Below are 18123 nucleotides of genomic sequence, written 5' to 3'. Positions count from 1 at the left end.
GGACGCCGTCGTCGCAGGCTGCGCCATGGTGGCCCAGGCCGACGGTTGGGTCACGCTCAACGAACGGACGCGTATGATCGATCGAATGCGCAACTCCCCCGCCATCGCCTTCTTCGGCGTCGACGACGCGCGAGGCAGACCCTGCGGGCAACCCGGCAGCGCATCATCGAGGAGGGGCTTTTCCACGATGGGGACGGCAGCGGCCGCGGCCTTGAGTCCGAGGGCGGCGGTGGGCGCCGTCGTGATCAAGATCGCGGGCCCCTCGACGCCCTGAAATTCTCAGAGTCCGGCGGCGAGTGCGATCCGCATCAGTTCGGCCATGTTGCGAGCGCCGGTCTTGGTCATCAGATTGGCCCGGTAGATCTCGACGGTTCTGGGGCTGATGGCCAGATCGAAGGCGATCTGCTTGTTGAGCCTGCCCTCGACCACGCCCTCCAGGACATCGCGCTCGCGAGGGGAGAGGTCAGACAGCCGGGCCTGCGCCTCCAGCCGGGCCGCTTCGGGCGCAGACCCTGCGCGGTGGACCGAGAGAGCCTGTCGGATCGCCCCGATCAGATGCCCGTCGTCAAATGGCTTTTCCAGAAAGTCGATGACCCCGGCCTTCATGGCCTCCACGGCAAGGGCGACATCGCCGTGCCCGGTCATGACGATCACCGGCAGGGTCTCGCCGCGCGACCTCAGTTCGCGGATGAGGTCGAGCCCGGTCAGCCCGGGCATGCGAATGTCGGTCAGGACGCAACCATCCGCGACAGGCAGGGCCTCCAGAAAGTCGGTCGCGGAGGCGTAGAAGGCTGCATCGAAGCCGTTCACGTCCAGCAGGAAGGCGAGGGCCTCGCGCAAGCCGGCATCGTCGTCGATCACATGGATGCGGTCAGTCATGCGCGGGATCCCCGGCGCGGGGCAGGGTGAAGGAGAAGGTCGCGCCGCCATCGAGATTGTCGTCGGCCCAAATCCGCCCTCCGTGGGCCTCGACGATGGTGCGGCAGATCGAGAGACCCACCCCCATCCCCGTCGCCTTGGTGGTGACGAAGGGGGCGAAAAGACGCTCGCGAACCGATGGCTCCAGGCCCGGGCCCGTATCCTTGACGCTGATCCGTATCATGTGGTCGTCGTCGGCGCGAATACTGACCTCCAGCTGGCGACGCGGCGACCCCGCCATCGCATCGAGAGCGTTACGGATCAGATTGAGCGCCACCTGCTGGATCTGGATCTTGTCGACGATCACGGTTCCCAGATCGCGCGGCAGGCGCAGATCGACCCGGACGTCCTGGTCCTTGATCCCCACCAGCGCGAGGGCACTGGCTTCCTCCATCATCCTGGCGGGATCCTCGAGCGTGTGTTCGGTCTCGCCCTTGTCCACGAACTCCCTGAGGTGTTTGATCACGTCACCGGCCCGAAGGGCCTGGCCTGCGGCGCTGTCCAGAGCCTTGCGCAGTTTGGCGAGATCGGGGTCCGGCCCATCGAGCAGAGTCACGGATCCGCGCATGTAGCTGGCGATCGCCGACAGGGGCTGATTGAGTTCGTGGGCCAGGGCCGAGGCCATCTCGCCCATCGCGGTCAGGCGCGAGACGTGAACCAGTTCCGACTGCAGCTCCTGAAGGCGTCGCTCCTGATCGCGGCGCTCCGTCAGATCGCGAACGAAGCCGGTGAAGAACCGGCTCGTACCGAGCCTGGCCTCGCCGATGGCCAGCTCCATGGGAAAGGTCGATCCGTCTCTGCGTTCGCCGACCACGATCCGTCCGATGCCGATGATCCGGCGTTCGCCGGTTCGCTCATATCGGTGGAGATAATGGTCGTGCTCGGTTCGGTAGGGCTCGGGCATGAGAATGCGAACATTCTGTCCGATGGCCTCCTCCGGCGACCATCCGAACAGCCGTACGGCGGCGGCGCTGAACGACTGGATGACGCCCTGGTCGCCGATTACGATCATCGCCTCGGGCACGGTTTCCAGGATGGATTGCAGATGGGCCTGGCGCCTCGCCGCCTCGCGGCTTCGCCACAGCAGCCGCTCGCCGGCGACGGCGATGAAGGGCCCCAGGAGGGCGAAGCCGAAGGCGTCTATCAGATTGGCGGGATCGGACCACAGGGCGCTCTGGAGCGTTACGGCGTTGATCGCCAGACCCAGGGCCGTGGCCAGCAGCGCCGGGCCGCGACCGCCCAGGGCGGCAGCGACAAGCACCATCGGGACATAGAGGATGAACAGGCTGCGCTGGTCGAAGACCGGGCTCAGCGCTAGGCGAAGTCCAACGGCGATGACGGCGCCGACGATGGCGGCCACATAACCCTGACGGCGGGACAGGGACCGGTGGATAGCGGACGTCAGCTGCATCGGCGCACTCCAAGCCGATCGCGAGTGCGACGACGCGTCGCCGAACCTAGCACGTGCGATCCGCGGAAGGCGCGTCACAGTCAGGCGCCGGCCATCTCCGAAAGGGCGCCGAGCCGGCGGATGCGGTAGGTCCGGGCGCCGCTGAATTCGACGAGCCCGTCGGATTGAAGCCGTCCCAGCATGCGCGAAATCGTCTCCATGGTGAGGCCCAGATAATCAGCCATGTCTTGACGCCCCATGGGCAGGGCGACGGTCTCGCCCCTGAAGCGCGCGGCGATATCGATCAGGAAGCGCGCCACCTTCTCGCAGGCGGTCGTCTGGCCCAGGAGCAACATGTGGGATTGGGCCCGGTGGAGTTCCGCGGCCGTCGCCTGCCAGATCAGGCGGTCAAGCTGGCCGGCATCGTAGGCCGTCGATCCGGCGCGGCGCAGGGCGAGCACCTCGCAGTCGCCGAGCGCTTCGGCCGAAAACCGGTGGACCGCGTCCATCTCAATGCCGATGACGTCTCCCGGATAGTAGAAGTCGCCGACCTGACGGCGTCCGTCCGCTGACAGACGGCTGGTCCGGACCACGCCCTCGACCAGTTGATAGATGAGCTCGGCGTCTTCGTCCTGGACGTAGATTTCGGCGCCCCGGCGAAACGTCAGGCGCGCCGCGCCCTGCCAGGCGTCGGCGTGATGCGGGCTCGATACGGGGCCTTGCGGTAAGGCGAGGGTCATGGCGGGCCGTCCTTGTCTTGATGACAGGGACAGCCTTAAGCCGAGGCGACCGGGCGCGTTATTCGGGAGTCGCCCCTAAGGGTCGCTACGGAGGCGGTCCGTTTGCCGATCCGACGCTGTCGAGATAGGCGATCAGATCGGCGATATCGTCCGCCTCCATCTCGACCTGCGGCATCGCCGGGTGCGCCGTGACCAGGCCTTCGGCCAGGGCTTCCTGCAGGTCGGCGACCGGATAGCGTTGGGCGAGTCCGCGGAAAGGGGGCGCAGCCGTCATCGGACTGGGCCCGGATCGGCCCACGGCGTGACAGCTGGAACAGCCCATCTCGGCCAGCACCTCTCCGCGCGCGGACGAGCCGGTGACTCCCCACGGGCCGCCCGGCGCCAGAACGGCGACGGTCTGCGGCTCGGTCGGTCCGCGCGATCCCGAGCAGCCGACGGTGGCGATCAAGAGGGCAAACAGGATCATGCGCATGACGGACTCCTCGCCGGCACTATGGTCCCGATTGCAGCGGCGCGATTTGATGCGGATCAAGGCGGCGACGCTATCTGCGCTTCGAAAAGGAATACGGCCTGGAACCTCAGGGCCTTGGCCCGACGGTGTGCGGAGGATCGGGCGGGCGCGATCAGGATCCCGCCATCCCCTTCATGAAGCCGATCAGACGCAGCGCGTCCGCGTCGCCAAGCGGCGCCGAGACCGCACCGAGAGGATCGATGAGCCGGGTCACATACTCGGCGTTTCCTGAGTAGGCCATCGACCAGCCGTCGAAGCGGCGTCCGGCGATGGCTCGATCGAACACCACGGCCAGTTCGCCGTGTCGGGGATCTCGCCGGATACTCGTCATGAGCTCTTCGATCGCAGAGTCCGGTCCTTCCAACACCTGCGCGAACCTCGACTTCGTGACGATCAAAGCCCCCGTGATGTTCAAAGTCCGGTTGCGTGCCGTCGAAACCGCGACGAAGCGGTCGATTTCCGTCGTCCGATCCTCGATAGGGATCAGGATTCGGCTCACATAGAGGAGGGATCTCAACTGCGACACGGACGTCGCCTCCCCGGGCGCCGACCTTGCCGACGGGCTTCGCCGGCCTCGCTCCGGCTCGAACCGGTTTCAACGCGCGCGCGCACGACTTCACGGCCGACGCTCGCCGGACCGCCGGGGGCCTTGTCACCGGGCATGGCGAAGACCGGACGGAGGGGGCGATGGTCACCGGCGGTCATCAGGATCACCGGGCCGTGTAGCCGCCATCGATGACCAGTTCGGACCCCGTGATAAACCGGGCTTCGTCCGAGGCGAAATAGACGGCGCCCCAGGCGATGTCGTCGGGCTCGCCCATATGACCGAGAGGATGCAGATCGGCGACCGCTTGCCGCGCCGCCGCTAAGTCGCCCAAGGCCTCGAGATGGTGCTGGACCATCGGCGTCCAGATGAAGCCTGGATGGATCGAGTTCACCCGGATGCGATCACCCGCGTAGAGCATGGCGTCGGTCTTGGACATCAGACGCACAGCGCCTTTGGAGGCGTGATAGGGCGGAGAGTCAGCGGCGCCGACCAGGCCGTAGATCGACGACAGGTTGATGATGGACCCGGCACCGGCCCGGCGAAGATGGGGGATCGCGTGTTTGACCCCGAAGAACACGCCCTTGACGTTGACGGCCTGCACCCGATCCCATTCGGCCTCTGTGATCTCATGGGTCGGCTTGTTCACTCCGGCCACCCCGGCATTGTTGACGAGGGTGTTGAAGCCCCCGAAGCGGGCGGCGACCCTTGCGAAGGCCTCGGCGACGTCGGTCTCCATCGTAACGTCGCACCGCTCGAACGCAGCCGTCAGACCTTGGGTCGAGAGCTCGTCGACCAGCGATCGGCCCTCGGGCTCAAGCGTGTCCAGAACGGCGACCGCCGCACCCTCCTGCGCCATTCGGGTGGCGATCGCCCGCCCCAGTCCCAAGGCTCCGCCGGTCACGATCGCTGTCTTGTCGGTCAAACGTCCCATCTCTGGCCTCTCCGTTGCATAGCCGTGGGGAGGATGGGCGCATCTGGCCGCCCCGCCTTGATCTGGCGCAAATCCGGCCGTCAGGCCGGTCCGACGTTCGGGCATCCAGGACGCGGTTCGACCGCATGCGAAGGCGGGGCGCCTGACCGTTTCACAGCGCCGGCTTCGGACCGAGCGGGCGACCGGCAACCAGGCGGCTGTCGTGCAGGGCCCGCCAGGCGTCCTCGGCAGTCTCCGCGAACGTGAAGAGACCGAGGCCCGCAGGCGAGATGAAGCCCTGGGTTTCGAGGACCTCAAAAGTGATCAGAGAGGTCCAGAAGGCCCGGTCGCACAGGTTCACCGGGATGGGCGGTGCCTTGCCGGTCTGGCGCAGGGTGAGAATCTCGAAGAGTTCGTCCAGGGTGCCGAAGCCGGCGGGAAAGACGATCAGGGCGTTGGCGCGCATCGCCAGATGCCCGGGCCGCCCGGGTGCTGATGATCGAGCCCTTGAAGCCGGCCTTGACCAGTTTCGACAGCGGGCCGGAATGATCGATGTGAGCGTGGGTCAGGAACACCCCGTCGATCTCCGCAGGATTGAAAGGGAACGGTTCGTGGTTGGGGGCCCGGAGGGTCTTGGGGCCCTGGAACATGCCGCAGTCGACGAGGAAACGGCCGTGGTCCGTCTGGAGCAGGGCGCAGAAGCCGGTCACGCAACCGGCCGCGCCGTGAAATGTCAGGGTCAGCATGAAGACACCTTTCGTCAGTTCGCCAGGGCGAGCCAAAGGGCGACTGCGGCGAGGCCCGCCGCCGAGATGAAGCGCAGCATCCGCCGCCGGCCTGCGCCCCAGGTGGCCGTGGTGCGCGCCGCCCCCAGAACGATGCCGAGGTGGATCAGGACGCTGATCGCGATGTGGGCCAGACCCAGGCTGAGCAGTTGGACCCAGGGGGGCGCGTGGTCCGGCCTGACGAAGCCCGGAAGGAGAACGCCGTAAAACAGCAGGGCCTTGGGATTGAGGAGGTTGGCGAGCAGGCCGCGCGCCACGAGACGGCCGGCGCCGCCATTTGTGGCGATCGTTCCTGTCGAGGGACGCAGGGCCTCCGCGGCGAGCACGAACAGGTAGAGGACGCCGCCCCATCTCAGGGCCGTCATCGCGACCGGCGCGTCCGTCAGGCCGCGGGTGAGGCCGAACACGGCCAGGACGAGGTAGACGCCGAGCCCGGCGGTGATGCCCAGAACGCTCAGGACGCCGGCCAGGCGGCCGCGTCCGGCCGCGATCACGGCGAGGTAACCCATGTTGGGGCCAGGTGTGAGCTCGATCAGCACCATGGCCAGCAGAAAGCCGGGCAGCACCGCCGGGTCGACCGGCCAGGTCGGGGCGCCGGTCAATGAATGCTCAGGCAGGGCAGGGGGCCGTCGGCGGTCACATCGCCCCGCCACTCCAGCCGCAGGTCCTCCACGCGCGCGACGAGATCGGCCTGGAGGGACAGCGAGGCGGTTCGGATATCCCTCTCCCGCACGATCATCACGCCCGGTCCGACGGGAACGCCGTCGCCCGGCGGCGTGTCGCCTCCCGCCGCGACCGCAGTCCGTTCGGCCGCGCCCGGATCGGCTGCCGGAGCCAGGACGACGTCCAGCCGCGGCAAATCTTCGGCGGCGTTGAGATCGGTGAGGAGGGTGCGGATCGACATCTCAGTGCGCCATCAACAGGGACGGCCCCTCGACATCGTCGAGCAGGGCGCGGGTGGCGCCCCCGAAGACGGCCTCCCGCAGGCGGCTGTGTCCGTAGCCCCCTGCGATCAGGACTCCCGCCTTCAGCCTTTTGGCCGCCTCGACCAGCGCGAGACCCTCTGGCCCGCCCCTGACTGTCTCGGTGCTGGCGCTTCCGACCGCATGGGCGCGGAGATAGTCGAGCAGAGGACCGAATGACGGATTGGCGGCCACTGGGTCCAGACCTTTGGCGCACTGGACGGCGGTGGTTGCGGACGACATGGCGATGAGCGGGAGGGCTTGCCTGACCGCCCGGCCGGCTTCGGCGCTGCCGTCCCAGGCGATCATGACCGGTCCTTCCAGGCCGGGAGGATCCCCCCGGGCGATCAGGATGGGGACGCGTCGCTGCAGCAGCGTCTGGGCGAAGGTCTCCTCGGCGATCAGGGACGTGGTCAGGCTCTCCTGACTGATCACCACCAGATCGGCCAGGGCCAGGCAATGGCTCAATGCGATCTCCGCCCGGCCCGTGGGAGTGGCCAACGCCATGCGGGGAAGGCCCTCTCCGTCTCCGAAGATCAGGTCGGCCGCATTGCAGATGCGGCGACATTCCGTCTCCAGCGTGGCTCTCGCCGCCTTCTGACTCGGGAGGATCGCCGACGTTGTCTCATCCGGAAGGGTCGTGCCGAGCAGCATGCCGTAGCTGACGAGATCGACCATCGGGTCGGGCACGACGGGAAACACGACCACCCTGGCCTTGTTGAGGACGGCGAGCGCGGCGGCGAAGCCGAGTGTCGCGGCGTCGCCGGCATGACCGAAAGCCAGGGCGACGATGGACTTGTAGCTCATAAGAGTCCTCCCAGGGCGGCTCGCGGCCCTTGTTCTCGCAGAGAGCGCCGACGGACGAGAGGACGCGCATCTGACCGGCCTGGCCTTGATCCAGATCAGATGCGGCGCCGTCGCCCGCCTGAGAGGGCTCTATGAGACCTGACCTTGCATCGGCCGGGCGGATCGGATCAGAACGGTCGTGAGAGCCCTGTCAACGTTGCGGCGTCGCAACGCCGCCGGAACCGAGGTCCATGACAGACGCGCCGACCCGCTCCTTCCTGCGCCGCAAGCGCGATCTGGCCGATGACCCCGGCCAGCCGGTCGGCTTCAAGGATGTGCGTCTCACCGCGCAAGAGGCGGAACACGGTCTGGTCTCCGCCATGGATCGCATCGCAGCGCCGCGTGCGCCCTGGTCGCGCGTCCCGTTCAATGTCCTGGCGATTTCCGGCGGCGCGGCGGGCGGAGCCTACGGCGCCGGGCTACTGGTGGGTCTATCGCGGGCCGGGCGGCGTCCGGAGTTCGCCCTGGTCACCGGCGTCAGCACCGGGGCCCTGATCGCCCCTTTCGCCTTCCTTGGCCCTGCCTGGGACGGCCGGCTCCAGGACGCCTACACGGGCGGTCACGCTGCGGCGCTCTTCGCCCTGCGCCGTGCGGTCCCGGGCCTGGAGCCGGGCCTGTTCCGCGCTGCCGCACTCGACGGCCTGATCGCGCCCTTCATTGATGCACCCTTGCTTGAGGCCGTGGCGGCCGCGCACGCCGAGGGCCGTCGCCTGTTCGTGGCGACCACCGACCTGGATCGACAGCGCGCCTGCATCTGGGATCTCGGTGCGATCGCCAGCCAGATGCGCGAGGCCGGAGAGGCGAACGCCATCACTCTCTTTCGGCAGATCCTGGCCGCGTCCGCCAGCCTGCCGGGGGTTTTTCCGCCGCGCATGATAGCCTGTCGGTCCGGCGGTCGGATCTACGAAGAAATGCACGTCGACGGCGGTGTTGCGGCCCCCTTGTTCGTTCTTCCTGATGCGCTGCTGCGGTTGAAGGGGGCGGGCCGGCGGATGCGCGGCGGTCGCGTCTATATCATCGCCAACACCATCCTGGAGCCCGCGCCCCTGGCGACGGCGAGTAACGTCCCGACGATCCTGCTGCGCAGCTTCGATACCATGCTGCAGTTCTCCTATCGGCAGGCGATCAGCGTGACTGCGACCTTCTGCGCCGGAGCCGGCCTGCCGCTGGCGGTCGCCTCGATCCCTGACACGGCCGGCCATGGCGTCATGCTGAAGTTCGACACCCGGAGTATGACCCGTCTGTTCGACGCCGAGCCTCGCGGGCGCGGGATGGAGAGGTCCGGGCGGCGGGATCCAAGGCGCCTGAGACTGTTGCCGGTCTGCTGGCGAAAACCTTCCGCTTCAGCGACTGAGGGCGTCGGCCTGGAACCGTCGCCTGCAGGTCGCGAGCGATCGTAGACCGCCTCGAAGAGGGCCTCGTCCTCGGCCTTGAGGTTGAAACAGTCTTGCCCTGCGCGCGGCTGAAAGCGCAAGCGGCCGCTCTCTTGATCCTCAGCCGGCCCGGTTCGTCGCGGACGATGCGCGAAGCGTCGGCTCAGATCAGGTCGATCACGCGCGGGGCCGCAACGATGTGCGGAGTCGTATCGGCGGGTTGGAGGCTGAAGGTCTGGGAGTGGCTGCGCCCCGCGATCACGCTGACCGGCGAGATGATCTCGGGGCGCAGATGGATCACGGCGACGGAATCGCCCCCGGGTCCGAAGACGTGCAGGTCCGGATACCGTTCCCGGACGGACTGATCGAGGCGCTCGACCAGGACGGGATCGGTGATCTCCACGGCCCGGGCGGCCATGGATACGCCCACGGCGTCGCCTTGCTGCGCCTCGCTGCGGATGACGACGGAGACTCGTGAGTCGGCCCTGATGTTCGCCAGTTTCTGACTGGTCCGCGCTACGACCACATACAGATTCAGCCCTTCGTTGACGTAGCCCACAGTGGTCGCCTGGGGCCAACCGTCAGGACGATTGACGGCGAGCGACAAAAGCCGTTGGGCGTCGAGCAGGGCCACGACGGCGGCGACCGCGCCGCCGTGGATGGGGGGTGGAGCGACCTCCGGCATGGTCAGACCCTCCTGACGGCCGGGGCGAGGACGGCCAGGCCGGCCCCGGGAATGGCGATCTGGGATGGGCTGCTGGGGCGCATCTGGTGGTCCACGACGCGGTCTGGCTGCACAATACGGCCAGCGAGGCGTCGACAGGACCGTGGCCCTGTTGCGGTCGCGGAACCTTGATCCAGCGCAAACCTCGGATCATCGGCCGTGCCGCTCGGCCAGAGACCTCCTCAAGCATTTCTGACGGCGCCCCGCGGCGTCCAGCGCGGCTGGACGGGCGCTCATCCTGGAGGCAGGGCGAAGGCGGGTGGCGGCCGCCCGACGTCAGACGCCGCCGTCGGACAGGGACCGCAGCCGCTCCGGCTGCCGGACCAGCAGCTCGGTCGGGGAGAGCAGGCGAATGACGCCCATGGTCCTGAGCCGGGTCAGGATCCGGCTGACGGTCTCGATCGTCAGGCCAAGATAGTCGGCGATCTCCGACCGGGTCATCGGCAGGCGGATGTGGTCCGTCAGGCTGGGGCGGGCGGGGTCGTGCGCCGGTTGATCCAGCAGGAAGGTCGCCACCCGCTCGATTGCGGTCTTGCGACCCAGGAGCAGCATCTGGTTCTGGGCCGCAGCCAGTTCGTGAGTGGCCCGTTCGAGCAGAACGGCCTCGAGCGCGGGGGTATCCCGGATGAGGGCGCGATAGTCGCTCTTGCGGAACCGGCACGCCGTGGTCGGCTCGATCGCCTCGGCGGAGAAGACGTAGGTCTCCCCGGTGGAGAGACCGAGGAAGTCGCCCGCGAACAGGAAGCCGATGATCTGGCGGCGACCGTTGGACAGCGGCTTGTAGACCCGCACGGACCCGGCGGTGATGTTGAACAGATGGCAGGCGGCGTCGCCCTCGCGGATGAGCGACGCTCCGGCCTCCAGCGTGACGGGGTCCGCCAGCGCGTCGAGGCTTCCGAGGTCGGCCTCCTTGATGCTGCCGCACACGCTCAGCATTCGGGCGCCGCAGCCGGCGCAGTCCGTGCTTCTGCGGCGATCGTCGCATTCGACGGGGAGAGCCTTGAGCTCGAGCATGGTGGAATCCTGACGCCGCGAAGCTCAGTCTTGTCTGCGATCGCGGCGCACCGGGAGTTGATGCAAATCAAGGCGGTCCGAACGGCTTTCCGACCGACGCCTCGGCCCTGGTCCTCGCCTCCTGGTCGTCGATCTGCACCGCATGTTTTGATCTCGGTCAAGGCGCCGCGCCGACCGTTGGGCGACCAAGGTCAGAGAAGGAGACCTGCCCATGCCCGCACAAGCCATCCCCGTCGTTGCGACGGTCATCGCCCTCTTCACCCTCTTCATGGGGTTCGTCGGGGGCGCCGCCCTCTGGACCGCCCTTCCGCGTCGCGCTCCGCCGCGCGAGCGCTGACCCAAGGCTTCGAAAGGCCCGCGAATGACGTTCAAGACCCTGCTCGTGGCTGTGGACCAGGGCGTCGACAGCGACGCCCGGATTCGCCTCGCCTGCGATCTGGCGGCCGGACTGGACGCCCATCTGATCGGAGCCTGCGGCGTCGCCCTCAGCGTCCCGCCGGCGGACGACCTCTACACCGGCGGCGCCATGTTCGGGGAGGCCTTCACCTTCCTCCGCGACCTCGCCGAGGCGGAGGTTCGCGGCGCGCTCACGCGTTTCCACGAGCTCGTCGGGTCTCGACGGGGCCGGACGGAATGGCGGGGCAGGCTGGGGCTTCCAGCCGATGTCGTGGCGCATGAGGCCCGGGCTGCGGACCTTGTCATCCTCGGCCGCCGCTCGTCGCGCGCGCCGACCCACGCCATCGATCCGGCTGATGTCCTGATGGCCGTCGGGCGCCCGGTCCTCGTGGTTCCGCCGGAGCGGGAGCGGGACCCGACCGGCTGGCCGGCGGTGGTCGCCTGGAAGGACAGCCGCGAAGCCCAGCGTGCTGCGGCCTCGGCCCTTCCCCTGCTGAGCCGCGCCTCCACCGTCCATGTCCTGGAGATTGCGGGCGAGGACACCGCAGAACAGGCCGCCGCGCGCACCGACGACGTCGTCGCCTGGCTGGCGCGTCACGGGATAGCGGCAGAGGCTCATGTCTCCCCTCCCGGAAAGACCACCGCCGCCCGGAACATCCTGGGCTTCGCGGCCAGTCACAAGGCCGGGCTGATCGTCTGCGGCGGCTACGGCCATGCCCGTCTGCGCGAATGGGCGCTCGGCGGCGTGACCTCCGAACTGCTGGCCTCCGCGCCGGTCTGCCTCCTTCTCACCCACTGATCCGAGGTTTGCGATGAGCGGCTTTCACCATATCCGGCTCGAACTGGCGCGCGAGCCCGGCCATCCGCACGGCGACGCCCGCGACGGATGGGACATCGTCGCCGCTCTCGACGAGGCGGGACGGCTGGATCTCGCGGCCTGTCGCGCCGCGCCCGACCGATGCTTCGTGCGCCGGTTCGTGCGGGACGCGACCGTCGCCACGGGCCGCCTGCGGCACACGGTCGGCGATCGCTGGCTGCTGGACCTGGACGGGCGGGACGATCTGGACGCCTCCGGCTTCCGTCTCGGCGAGGAGCAGTTCGCCCTCGGTGAATACGTCTCCATCGTGGCGGCGGACGGCCAGACCCACACCTACGGCGTGGAACGGCTTGAACCGATCGAGACCCCGGCTCCGGGCGAACAGGCGATCGCCTGATGGCGCGCCGAATCCTGGTGCTGGACGGCCATCCTGATCCGGACCCCAGGCGATTTTGCCACGCCCTGGCCGACGCCTACGCCTCGGGAGCCGCCTCCGCCGGTCACGAGGTGCGCCGGGTCGACCTGTCGCGGCTCGAATTCCCTGACCTGATCCGTCGCGACGACTGGGAGGCCGCCTCGGCGCCGGCCGCGATTCTCGGCGTCCAGGAGGATATCGCCTGGGCCCAGCATCTGGTCATCATCCATCCGCTCTGGCTGGGGTTCATGCCGGCCCGGCTAAAGGCCCTGTTCGAACAGACCTTCCGCCCGGGCTTCGCCTTCGGACAGAGGGAACGAACCGTGGGTGACGGTCGCCTCAAGGGCCGGACCGCGCGGGTCATCGTCACCATGGGCATGCCGGCCGCCATTTACCGTGGCTTCTACTTCGCCCACGCGCTGACCGCCCTGAGGCGCAACATCCTGGGCTTCGTCGGCATCGGCCTGACCCGGACCACCATCGTCGGCAATGTCGAGGGCATCAGCGACGCCCGGTGCGAGCAATGGCTCGACAGGATCGCGGGGCTGGGGCGGCGGGCGATCTGACCCGACCGTCGGATCTGCAAGACCCCGGCGCAGATCATAGCGCCCGGCGACGCCGGGGCCGCAGTTTCCGAACAGTGACGGCTGGACCGAGGCGCTTGAGGTCGCTGTCCCCGCCTATGGCTGATGTCGGCTCCGTCCAGCGGACAGGGGCCTAAAGCTTGGTGCGCAACGACCACAACTCGGGGAAACAGCGACGCTCAAGCGTGGACGACAGGTAGCCGACGCCGTCGGTGCCGCCGGTGCCGCGACGCCGACCGATGATCCGCTCCACGGTCACCACATGTTTGTGGCGCCAGGTCAGGAGGGCGTCGTCCAGATCGACCAGCTTCTCGGCCAGTTGATAGAAGGGCCACCAGCGTTCGGTGTCGCGATAGACCTCCAGCCAGGCGGCCTCGACGCCTTCAGAGGGCTCATACGGCTGGCTGACGTCGCGGTTCAGCGCCTCTGCGGGGACGACGATCCCGGCGGCCGCGAGCTGGGCCAGGGCGTCGTCATAGAGGCTCGGCGCGGCCAGCGCTTCCGAAAGGGCGGCATGGGCTTCCGGCCGGTCGAGCTGGAACGACAGGAATTTCGCATCCTTCAGTCCCAGCATGGTCTCCAGCCGGCGAAACTGGTCGCTCTGGAAGCCGGAGCTGGAGCCCAGTACGCCGCGGAAGCGCAGGTAGTCGGCGGGCGTCATGGTCGCCAGGATGTCCCAGCTCTGGGTCATCACCGCCTGGATGCGGCTGACCCGCGCCAGGCTCTTGTAGGCCGGGACAAGATCCCCGGCTCGCACCAACGACTGGGCCAGGGCGACCTCGTGCAGGATCTGCTTGAGCCAGAGCTCCTTGGTCTGGTGGATGATGACGAACAGCATTTCGTCATGTTCGTCGCTGATCGGGTTCTGGGCGGCCAGCAGCCGGTCCAGGTCCAGATAGCGGGCATAGGTCATGTCGGCGGCGGGCGTCGGATCGGTCATGCCCGCAGTATCGGCCGGTTCCCCACAGGCCTCAAGTCACCCGCCCGGAACGGGGCGACTCTCTTGGCCTCGGGGCAGGACAGGCCCCGCGCCGGGCATCCGCCTGGCCGGGTCTCCGCGACGGCGCTTGCGGACCGCAAGGTCCGGGCAGGGCGCGGGCGGAAGGTTTCTTCAACGCCTGGCAATGTGATGGGAAGGAATGGTGGACGCGACAGGGATTGAACCTGTGACCCCCTCGATGTCAACGAGGCGCTGGCCCGCTGAGCTACGCGTCCGCCTTGGCGGTTCCGGAACGGGAAGAACGGCTCTAAAGCCAGCGTTTCCGGGCCCTGCCAGCTGTAAACGCCAAACCCGGACCAAAGCTTCTCCCCTTTCGTCAGACGCCGATAGTTGCCACTAGTGCAATCTCATGCACGTTGATGTCATCTGTTTCTGGCTAGTTTCTGGCCAGTGCCCACAGCGGAGCCAACGACTTCTAAGCCTGCGTTAGAACCCTGGCAGAGCTGCCGCAATGATCGGCATGGCCGTCAAGAGATCGACCGCGGCGCACGGATTCATGGCTGCGCGCGGTGACGTGATGGTGTGGACGACCTCCGCCTAACCAGCTTTTCTGGAGCAGTCGTCATCAGGGACGTCACGTCTAGGAGCGGTATCATGCAGACCAGAGCTGTCGTCGGGCTCGATCTGGCGAAGAACGTTTTCCAGGTACACGGAGTAGCCGCTGACGGTGCTGTCGTCGTTCGGCGGCAGCTTCGACGGGGCCAGGTGCTGGCCTTCTTTCAATCGATCGGTCCCTGCCTTGTCGGAATCGAAGCCTGCGCCTCCGCCCACTATTGGGCTCGCGAACTGATGGCGCTCGGCCATGACGCACGGCTCATGCCGCCAGCGTGCGTGAAGGCCTATGTGAAGCGAGGCAAGACTGACGCCGCCGACGCCGAAGCCATCGCCGAGGCTGTTACCCGGGCGACCGTGCGGTTTGTGGCTGTGAAGTCGAAGGCCCAGCAGGCGGTTCATATGCTGCACAAGACCCGTGACCTGCTCGTCCGCCAGAGGACGATGCTGATCAACGCACTGCGAGGCCACCTCGGCGAGTACGGTATCGTCCCTGCACAACGGCTCCTTCCTGGCGAACCGGCGCAACGTCGTGCTGGTCGGCGGGACCGGCACAGGCAAGACGCACCTGGCCAGCGCCATCATCGCCAACGTCGTGCGCGCTGGCGCACGGGGGCGCTACTTCAACACCGTCGACCTCGTGAACCGGCTCGAGGAGGAAACCCGTCTGGGCAAGGCCGGTGCGCTGGCCGCTCAGCTCTGCCGCCTCGACGTCGTCGTTCTCGACGAGTTGGGCTACCTCCCGTTCGCACGCTCGGGCGGTCAGCTGCTGTTCCACCTGATCAGCAAGCTCTACGAGCGCACCTCGGTGATCGTCACGACCAACCTCGCCTTCGGCGAATGGCCGACCGTGTTCGGCGATCCCAAGATGACGACAGCGCTCCTCGACCGCATCACTCACCACTGCGACATCGTCGAGACCGGCAACGACAGCTGGCGCTTTAAACACCGCAGCTGACCCTACCAGGAAGAACGCCAAGCGAGGGTTGAGCCTTCAGTCGGGCTACGCCCTCCCTACGCCCCAACCCTCGCAAGCGGTGCGCTCGTGACGTCCATCCCGAACACCAAAAGGGGGTCCCTATTGCACGCCTATAGGGGGTCCTTTTTGGGTGCCGATTGACACCGCTACGGTCAGGCTGGTCGTCTAGAGTCAACGCGTCGTTTGATCTGGGTCGAACCGGGACGTTAGGGGGTTTTTGACTTGGCGAAGTTGCCCTTACAGCCCCACATCCGAACATGGTCCGTGCAAAAGTGATAAATGGGGTCCGCTAACCGTCCAGCGCCAACTTTTAGGGAACGACCGCGATGCGGGCCGGATCATCTTCCTCGAAGCGGCAGGCAAACCTCAGGCGGCAGGTGCCAGCCCAAGGTCTTCATCGAACACTTCAAGTTTGTCCGGTCGCGGCAAAGATGTCGGTCCCTTGAGACGCGCCAGTAGATAGGCCACTGCGAGCACCATCTCGTAGGCGTCATAGGGCTTGGGCATGGATGCGATCGCGACGGTCGCTGCCGTCCGCGCCCGGCTGATCTGACCGCTGATGAAGACCACGGGGATATCCAGCGCCTTCAGTTGCACGGCCAGCTCGATGCCGTCGTCGCGACCGGCGAGGCGGATATTGACCAGAGCTAGTTCCGGCTTGCAGGCCCTTGCGACCTCAAGGGCCTCGGCGTGTCGCGTCGTGAGGTCAAGCACATGGTAACCGGCTTCGGAGAGGACATCCCGAAGGACGATCGCCACCAAGGCCTCGTCTTCGACGATCAGCAGGGTCTGGCCGATCCTCTGAGGGGGCTGCACGTCGGTCATGATCGGTCTTTCTGGACTTGATGCCTCGCGGTGCCGGGGGCGGCCTGGGTCTTGGAAAAGGAGTGCGAGGCGACTTCGGGCTCTTCGTGGACCAGGGCGATCTGCGTGTGTTCGATCGAGACCTTAGTGCCAGGATTTTCAGGCACGGTCGTCACCAAGGCGTTCAACTGTCTTGCGAGGGCCTCAACGATGCTCGCTCCTAGGCCGGTTCGATCAGGGGCAACCAGCGGCATTCCCACCCCGTCGTCTCGAACGCACAGGATCCAGTTCGGGCCATGAAAACTGTAGTCGATGGTGATCCTGCCCGATCGACCGTCGGGGAAGGCATGCTTCAAGGCGTTGATCACCAGCTCGGTGATGATGAGGCCGAGGCTGACCGAAACCCGCGCGTCGATGACGCCGTCGCCGCCATCGACGGTCAAGGTGACTCTGCCGGCCTCGCCGATCATCGAGGCCGTGATGCTTTCGCACAAGGCGGTGAAATAGGCATGCACATCGACATCGCCTTCCTGTGAGGCGGAGAGCAGCCGCTCCAGCGCCGCCACGGACATGACCCTGTGATGGGCGTCCGTCAGGTGGCCACGCGTTTCCTCGGAGGGGGTCTTGCGGGCATTCTGCAGCAGGACGCTGGCGATGATCTGTAGGCTGTTGGCGACCCGGTGGCGCACCTCCTGCAGCAGGACGATGTTGTGGCGTGCCTCATTCTCTTTCAACGCCGTGTCGGCTCTGGCCTCGGTGACGTCTGACAGGGCGACGAGCAGCCTGGTCTGATCGAGGTCGAGGTAGTCAAGCCGCCTGGCCTGGACCACGAGATGCCTGAGAGGCGGTTGGGTGAGCTTAAGGTCCAGTTCGCAGTCGTCGCTTTGCGCCCCGGAAAGGGTGGCTTCCAGCAATCGGCGAAGTTCGGGGATATCCCAAGCGCTGTTCGAGAGGCCATATAGAGCCTGCCCGGCCAACTCCACCTGAGCGACATCGAACGCATTTCGAAACGAGTTGCTCGCCGCGATGATGGCGAGGTCGCCGTTCAACAGCAGCAAGGGTGACGGAGAGGCAGTGACGACCGCAAGGGTTAGGCTCAGAGCCACGTCATCGGGTTGTGATACTGGAGTCGGCATTGGATGCCTTGGGCGATCCGAAGGCTCGCGGGGCGAAAGCCAGGGTCGGAGCCATGAGCGGGTGGAACTGGATCGCTCTGGCTTACAACCGTCCTGGCATTGAGAGGTTGCGTCTGCGTGTTGTGGCAGGCTGATCGACAGGCTCACATACTTCCGCGAACGGTGACCCTGCCGCAACACCCTCAGCGCGGCGGCGCAGGTCGTTTCGGACAGCAGTGGATGATCGTGATGTCACGTGGCCGTCGCGGACTGCATGACCGATGAGTACCTAAACAGAACGCAGATTGCGACCGAACGAGAGGTCTGCTCCCCACCCTTAGCCGCAATTCGAAGCGTCCGATTTCGAGCATCGGGGCTGGATGTCCGATTTCGGGCCTGATGCCAATGTCGTGGTCCGACCCTAAACGGTCGTTGGCGACGTCCGCTTCGGAAACGCCGTTGGCAGATTGCCCCTGTCCCGCTTTAAAGGGCGGATGAGAAAAACACAGCTTATGGGCCGTCTCGCCGCCGAATATCCACATCTAGGCACGGAGGGGGCGCGGCGAGTAGTTGAGACGATCTTGGGCAACATCGAAACCGCCCTAGGCGGTGTGGACAAAGAGGATTCCCAAATCAGCTGATCGCTGATTCAAGGCTGTTCTTTGCGGAGAGCAGCCATGGTTCGTGGTTTGATGTCGGATGCGGAGTGGGCGTTCTTCGAGCCGTTCGTGGTCGAGAAGG

At 66.8% G+C, this 18123-nt stretch carries 21 protein-coding genes, 1 tRNA gene and 3 pseudogenes; 7 read left to right on the top strand and 18 right to left on the bottom strand.

The window, feature by feature from the left end; all coding sequences use genetic code 11:
• The 12 genes and pseudogenes from ACP7AU_RS16470 to ACP7AU_RS16415 all read right to left on the bottom strand — a co-directional run.
• Nucleotides 1–249 (bottom strand): hypothetical protein (locus ACP7AU_RS16470; RefSeq protein WP_426052095.1); only part of this gene is annotated, 249 nt, incomplete at its 3' end.
• Nucleotides 250–279: 30 nt separating this feature from the next.
• Nucleotides 280–879 (bottom strand): response regulator FixJ, encoded by a 600-nt coding sequence (fixJ, locus tag ACP7AU_RS16465; RefSeq protein WP_426038356.1) that lies wholly within the window; start codon nt 877–879, stop codon nt 280–282.
• On the bottom strand, nt 872–2329 hold the full coding sequence (locus ACP7AU_RS16460) for a PAS domain S-box protein (protein WP_426052094.1): 1458 nt from the start codon (nt 2327–2329) through the stop codon (nt 872–874). Before ACP7AU_RS16460 ends, fixJ begins: the two co-directional genes overlap by 8 nt.
• Nucleotides 2330–2409: 80 nt before the next feature.
• Nucleotides 2410–3048 (bottom strand): helix-turn-helix domain-containing protein, encoded by a 639-nt coding sequence (locus tag ACP7AU_RS16455; RefSeq protein WP_426038360.1) that lies wholly within the window; start codon nt 3046–3048, stop codon nt 2410–2412.
• An 85-nt stretch (nt 3049–3133) separates the two neighbouring features.
• Nucleotides 3134–3520 carry a c-type cytochrome gene (locus ACP7AU_RS16450; protein ID WP_426038362.1) on the bottom strand — a complete coding sequence of 129 codons (387 nt, stop codon included), beginning with the start codon at nt 3518–3520 and terminating at the stop codon, nt 3134–3136.
• A 151-nt stretch (nt 3521–3671) separates the two neighbouring features.
• On the bottom strand, nt 3672–4085 hold the full coding sequence (locus tag ACP7AU_RS16445) for a BLUF domain-containing protein (RefSeq protein WP_426052093.1): 414 nt from the start codon (nt 4083–4085) through the stop codon (nt 3672–3674).
• A 184-nt stretch (nt 4086–4269) separates the two neighbouring features.
• The gene (locus tag ACP7AU_RS16440; protein WP_426052092.1) at nt 4270–5037 is read right to left on the bottom strand and encodes an SDR family NAD(P)-dependent oxidoreductase; all 768 of its coding nucleotides are present in this window, start codon (nt 5035–5037) and stop codon (nt 4270–4272) included.
• A 151-nt stretch (nt 5038–5188) separates the two neighbouring features.
• Nucleotides 5189–5482 (bottom strand): LOG family protein, encoded by a 294-nt coding sequence (locus ACP7AU_RS16435; protein ID WP_426038368.1) that lies wholly within the window; start codon nt 5480–5482, stop codon nt 5189–5191.
• Nucleotides 5457–5762, bottom strand: a pseudogene (locus tag ACP7AU_RS16430) (MBL fold metallo-hydrolase); the annotation flags it as partial. The pseudogene ACP7AU_RS16430 and the gene ACP7AU_RS16435, both read right to left, overlap by 26 nt.
• A gap of 14 nt (nt 5763–5776) precedes the next feature.
• Nucleotides 5777–6403, bottom strand: coding sequence for a LysE family translocator (locus tag ACP7AU_RS16425; protein WP_426052091.1), 627 nt, complete (start codon nt 6401–6403; stop codon nt 5777–5779).
• The gene (locus tag ACP7AU_RS16420) at nt 6400–6705 is read right to left on the bottom strand and encodes a hypothetical protein (RefSeq protein ID WP_426038372.1); all 306 of its coding nucleotides are present in this window, start codon (nt 6703–6705) and stop codon (nt 6400–6402) included. Before ACP7AU_RS16420 ends, ACP7AU_RS16425 begins: the two co-directional genes overlap by 4 nt.
• Nucleotide 6706: 1 nt before the next feature.
• Nucleotides 6707–7570, bottom strand: a complete 864-nt coding sequence (locus tag ACP7AU_RS16415; protein WP_426052090.1) for a universal stress protein — start codon at nt 7568–7570, stop codon at nt 6707–6709.
• Between the two features lie 230 nt (nt 7571–7800).
• Here ACP7AU_RS16415 and ACP7AU_RS16410 point away from each other — a divergent pair, with 230 nt between their 5' ends.
• A complete protein-coding gene (locus tag ACP7AU_RS16410; RefSeq protein WP_426052089.1) occupies nt 7801–9009 on the top strand; it encodes a patatin-like phospholipase family protein in 1209 nt (402 codons plus the stop codon).
• Between the two features lie 136 nt (nt 9010–9145).
• Here ACP7AU_RS16410 and ACP7AU_RS16405 read toward each other — a convergent pair whose 3' ends face one another.
• A complete protein-coding gene (locus tag ACP7AU_RS16405) occupies nt 9146–9667 on the bottom strand; it encodes a pyridoxamine 5'-phosphate oxidase family protein (protein ID WP_426038378.1) in 522 nt (173 codons plus the stop codon).
• A 315-nt stretch (nt 9668–9982) separates the two neighbouring features.
• A complete protein-coding gene (locus ACP7AU_RS16400) occupies nt 9983–10720 on the bottom strand; it encodes a helix-turn-helix domain-containing protein (protein ID WP_426052088.1) in 738 nt (245 codons plus the stop codon).
• Between the two features lie 211 nt (nt 10721–10931).
• Between ACP7AU_RS16400 and ACP7AU_RS16395 the strand changes: the two genes are divergently transcribed.
• The 4 genes from ACP7AU_RS16395 to ACP7AU_RS16380 are packed head-to-tail and all read left to right on the top strand — an operon-like array spanning nt 10932 to nt 12914.
• A complete protein-coding gene (locus ACP7AU_RS16395; RefSeq protein WP_426052087.1) occupies nt 10932–11057 on the top strand; it encodes a hypothetical protein in 126 nt (41 codons plus the stop codon).
• Between the two features lie 24 nt (nt 11058–11081).
• Nucleotides 11082–11915, top strand: a complete 834-nt coding sequence (locus ACP7AU_RS16390) for a universal stress protein (protein WP_426038384.1) — start codon at nt 11082–11084, stop codon at nt 11913–11915.
• 13 nt (nt 11916–11928) lie between these two features.
• A complete protein-coding gene (locus tag ACP7AU_RS16385; protein WP_426038386.1) occupies nt 11929–12330 on the top strand; it encodes a hypothetical protein in 402 nt (133 codons plus the stop codon).
• Nucleotides 12330–12914: an NAD(P)H-dependent oxidoreductase gene (locus tag ACP7AU_RS16380; RefSeq protein WP_426052086.1), complete on the top strand. Its 585-nt coding sequence runs from the start codon at nt 12330–12332 to the stop codon at nt 12912–12914. The genes ACP7AU_RS16385 and ACP7AU_RS16380 overlap by 1 nt, the downstream gene beginning before the upstream one ends.
• 151 nt (nt 12915–13065) lie before the next feature.
• On the opposite strand, the gene ACP7AU_RS16375 is transcribed toward ACP7AU_RS16380, so the two are convergent.
• Nucleotides 13066–13872, bottom strand: a complete 807-nt coding sequence (locus tag ACP7AU_RS16375) for a tryptophan 2,3-dioxygenase (RefSeq protein ID WP_426038390.1) — start codon at nt 13870–13872, stop codon at nt 13066–13068.
• A gap of 200 nt (nt 13873–14072) precedes the next feature.
• Nucleotides 14073–14147, bottom strand: a tRNA-Val gene (locus tag ACP7AU_RS16370).
• Nucleotides 14148–14526: 379 nt separating this feature from the next.
• Here ACP7AU_RS16370 and ACP7AU_RS16365 point away from each other — a divergent pair.
• Both ACP7AU_RS16365 and istB read left to right on the top strand, forming a co-directional pair.
• Nucleotides 14527–14985: pseudogene (locus ACP7AU_RS16365) on the top strand (IS110 family transposase); the annotation flags it as partial.
• Nucleotides 14969–15442, top strand: a pseudogene (gene istB / locus ACP7AU_RS16360) (IS21-like element helper ATPase IstB); the annotation flags it as partial. The pseudogenes ACP7AU_RS16365 and istB, both read left to right, overlap by 17 nt.
• Nucleotides 15443–15829: 387 nt before the next feature.
• Here the strand turns inward: istB and ACP7AU_RS16355 are convergent.
• Together ACP7AU_RS16355 and ACP7AU_RS16350 are read right to left on the bottom strand one after the other, a co-directional pair.
• Complete coding sequence (locus ACP7AU_RS16355) at nt 15830–16288, bottom strand: response regulator (RefSeq protein WP_426029023.1); 459 nt, start codon at nt 16286–16288, stop codon at nt 15830–15832.
• Nucleotides 16285–17403 carry a sensor histidine kinase gene (locus ACP7AU_RS16350; RefSeq protein ID WP_426052096.1) on the bottom strand — a complete coding sequence of 373 codons (1119 nt, stop codon included), beginning with the start codon at nt 17401–17403 and terminating at the stop codon, nt 16285–16287. The genes ACP7AU_RS16355 and ACP7AU_RS16350 overlap by 4 nt, the downstream gene beginning before the upstream one ends.
• Nucleotides 17404–18123 lie beyond the last annotated feature (720 nt).

It is taken from the genome of Brevundimonas sp. SL161 (genome assembly GCF_049896985.1).
Lineage (GTDB): Bacteria > Pseudomonadota > Alphaproteobacteria > Caulobacterales > Caulobacteraceae > Brevundimonas.
The sequence above is the reverse complement of the archived record's forward strand: the minus strand, read 5'-3'. Positions and strand labels throughout refer to the sequence as shown.

Excerpts from the sequence above, each read along its gene's own strand:
- fixJ (WP_426038356.1), bottom strand. The coding sequence starts at position 879 with ATGACTGACCGCATCCATGTGATCGACGACGATGCCGGCTTGCGCGAG.
- ACP7AU_RS16460 (WP_426052094.1), bottom strand. The coding sequence starts at position 2,329 with ATGCAGCTGACGTCCGCTATCCACCGGTCCCTGTCCCGCCGTCAGGGT.
- ACP7AU_RS16455 (WP_426038360.1), bottom strand. The coding sequence starts at position 3,048 with ATGACCCTCGCCTTACCGCAAGGCCCCGTATCGAGCCCGCATCACGCC.
- ACP7AU_RS16450 (WP_426038362.1), bottom strand. The coding sequence starts at position 3,520 with ATGCGCATGATCCTGTTTGCCCTCTTGATCGCCACCGTCGGCTGCTCG.
- ACP7AU_RS16440 (WP_426052092.1), bottom strand. The coding sequence starts at position 5,037 with ATGGGACGTTTGACCGACAAGACAGCGATCGTGACCGGCGGAGCCTTG.
- ACP7AU_RS16435 (WP_426038368.1), bottom strand. The coding sequence starts at position 5,482 with ATGCGCGCCAACGCCCTGATCGTCTTTCCCGCCGGCTTCGGCACCCTG.
- ACP7AU_RS16420 (WP_426038372.1), bottom strand. The coding sequence starts at position 6,705 with ATGTCGATCCGCACCCTCCTCACCGATCTCAACGCCGCCGAAGATTTG.
- ACP7AU_RS16415 (WP_426052090.1), bottom strand. The coding sequence starts at position 7,570 with ATGAGCTACAAGTCCATCGTCGCCCTGGCTTTCGGTCATGCCGGCGAC.
- ACP7AU_RS16410 (WP_426052089.1), top strand. The coding sequence starts at position 7,801 with ATGACAGACGCGCCGACCCGCTCCTTCCTGCGCCGCAAGCGCGATCTG.
- ACP7AU_RS16405 (WP_426038378.1), bottom strand. The coding sequence starts at position 9,667 with ATGCCGGAGGTCGCTCCACCCCCCATCCACGGCGGCGCGGTCGCCGCC.
- ACP7AU_RS16400 (WP_426052088.1), bottom strand. The coding sequence starts at position 10,720 with ATGCTCGAGCTCAAGGCTCTCCCCGTCGAATGCGACGATCGCCGCAGA.
- ACP7AU_RS16395 (WP_426052087.1), top strand. The coding sequence starts at position 10,932 with ATGCCCGCACAAGCCATCCCCGTCGTTGCGACGGTCATCGCCCTCTTC.
- ACP7AU_RS16390 (WP_426038384.1), top strand. The coding sequence starts at position 11,082 with ATGACGTTCAAGACCCTGCTCGTGGCTGTGGACCAGGGCGTCGACAGC.
- ACP7AU_RS16385 (WP_426038386.1), top strand. The coding sequence starts at position 11,929 with ATGAGCGGCTTTCACCATATCCGGCTCGAACTGGCGCGCGAGCCCGGC.
- ACP7AU_RS16380 (WP_426052086.1), top strand. The coding sequence starts at position 12,330 with ATGGCGCGCCGAATCCTGGTGCTGGACGGCCATCCTGATCCGGACCCC.
- ACP7AU_RS16375 (WP_426038390.1), bottom strand. The coding sequence starts at position 13,872 with ATGACCGATCCGACGCCCGCCGCCGACATGACCTATGCCCGCTATCTG.
- ACP7AU_RS16355 (WP_426029023.1), bottom strand. The coding sequence starts at position 16,288 with ATGACCGACGTGCAGCCCCCTCAGAGGATCGGCCAGACCCTGCTGATC.
- ACP7AU_RS16350 (WP_426052096.1), bottom strand. The coding sequence starts at position 17,403 with ATGCCGACTCCAGTATCACAACCCGATGACGTGGCTCTGAGCCTAACC.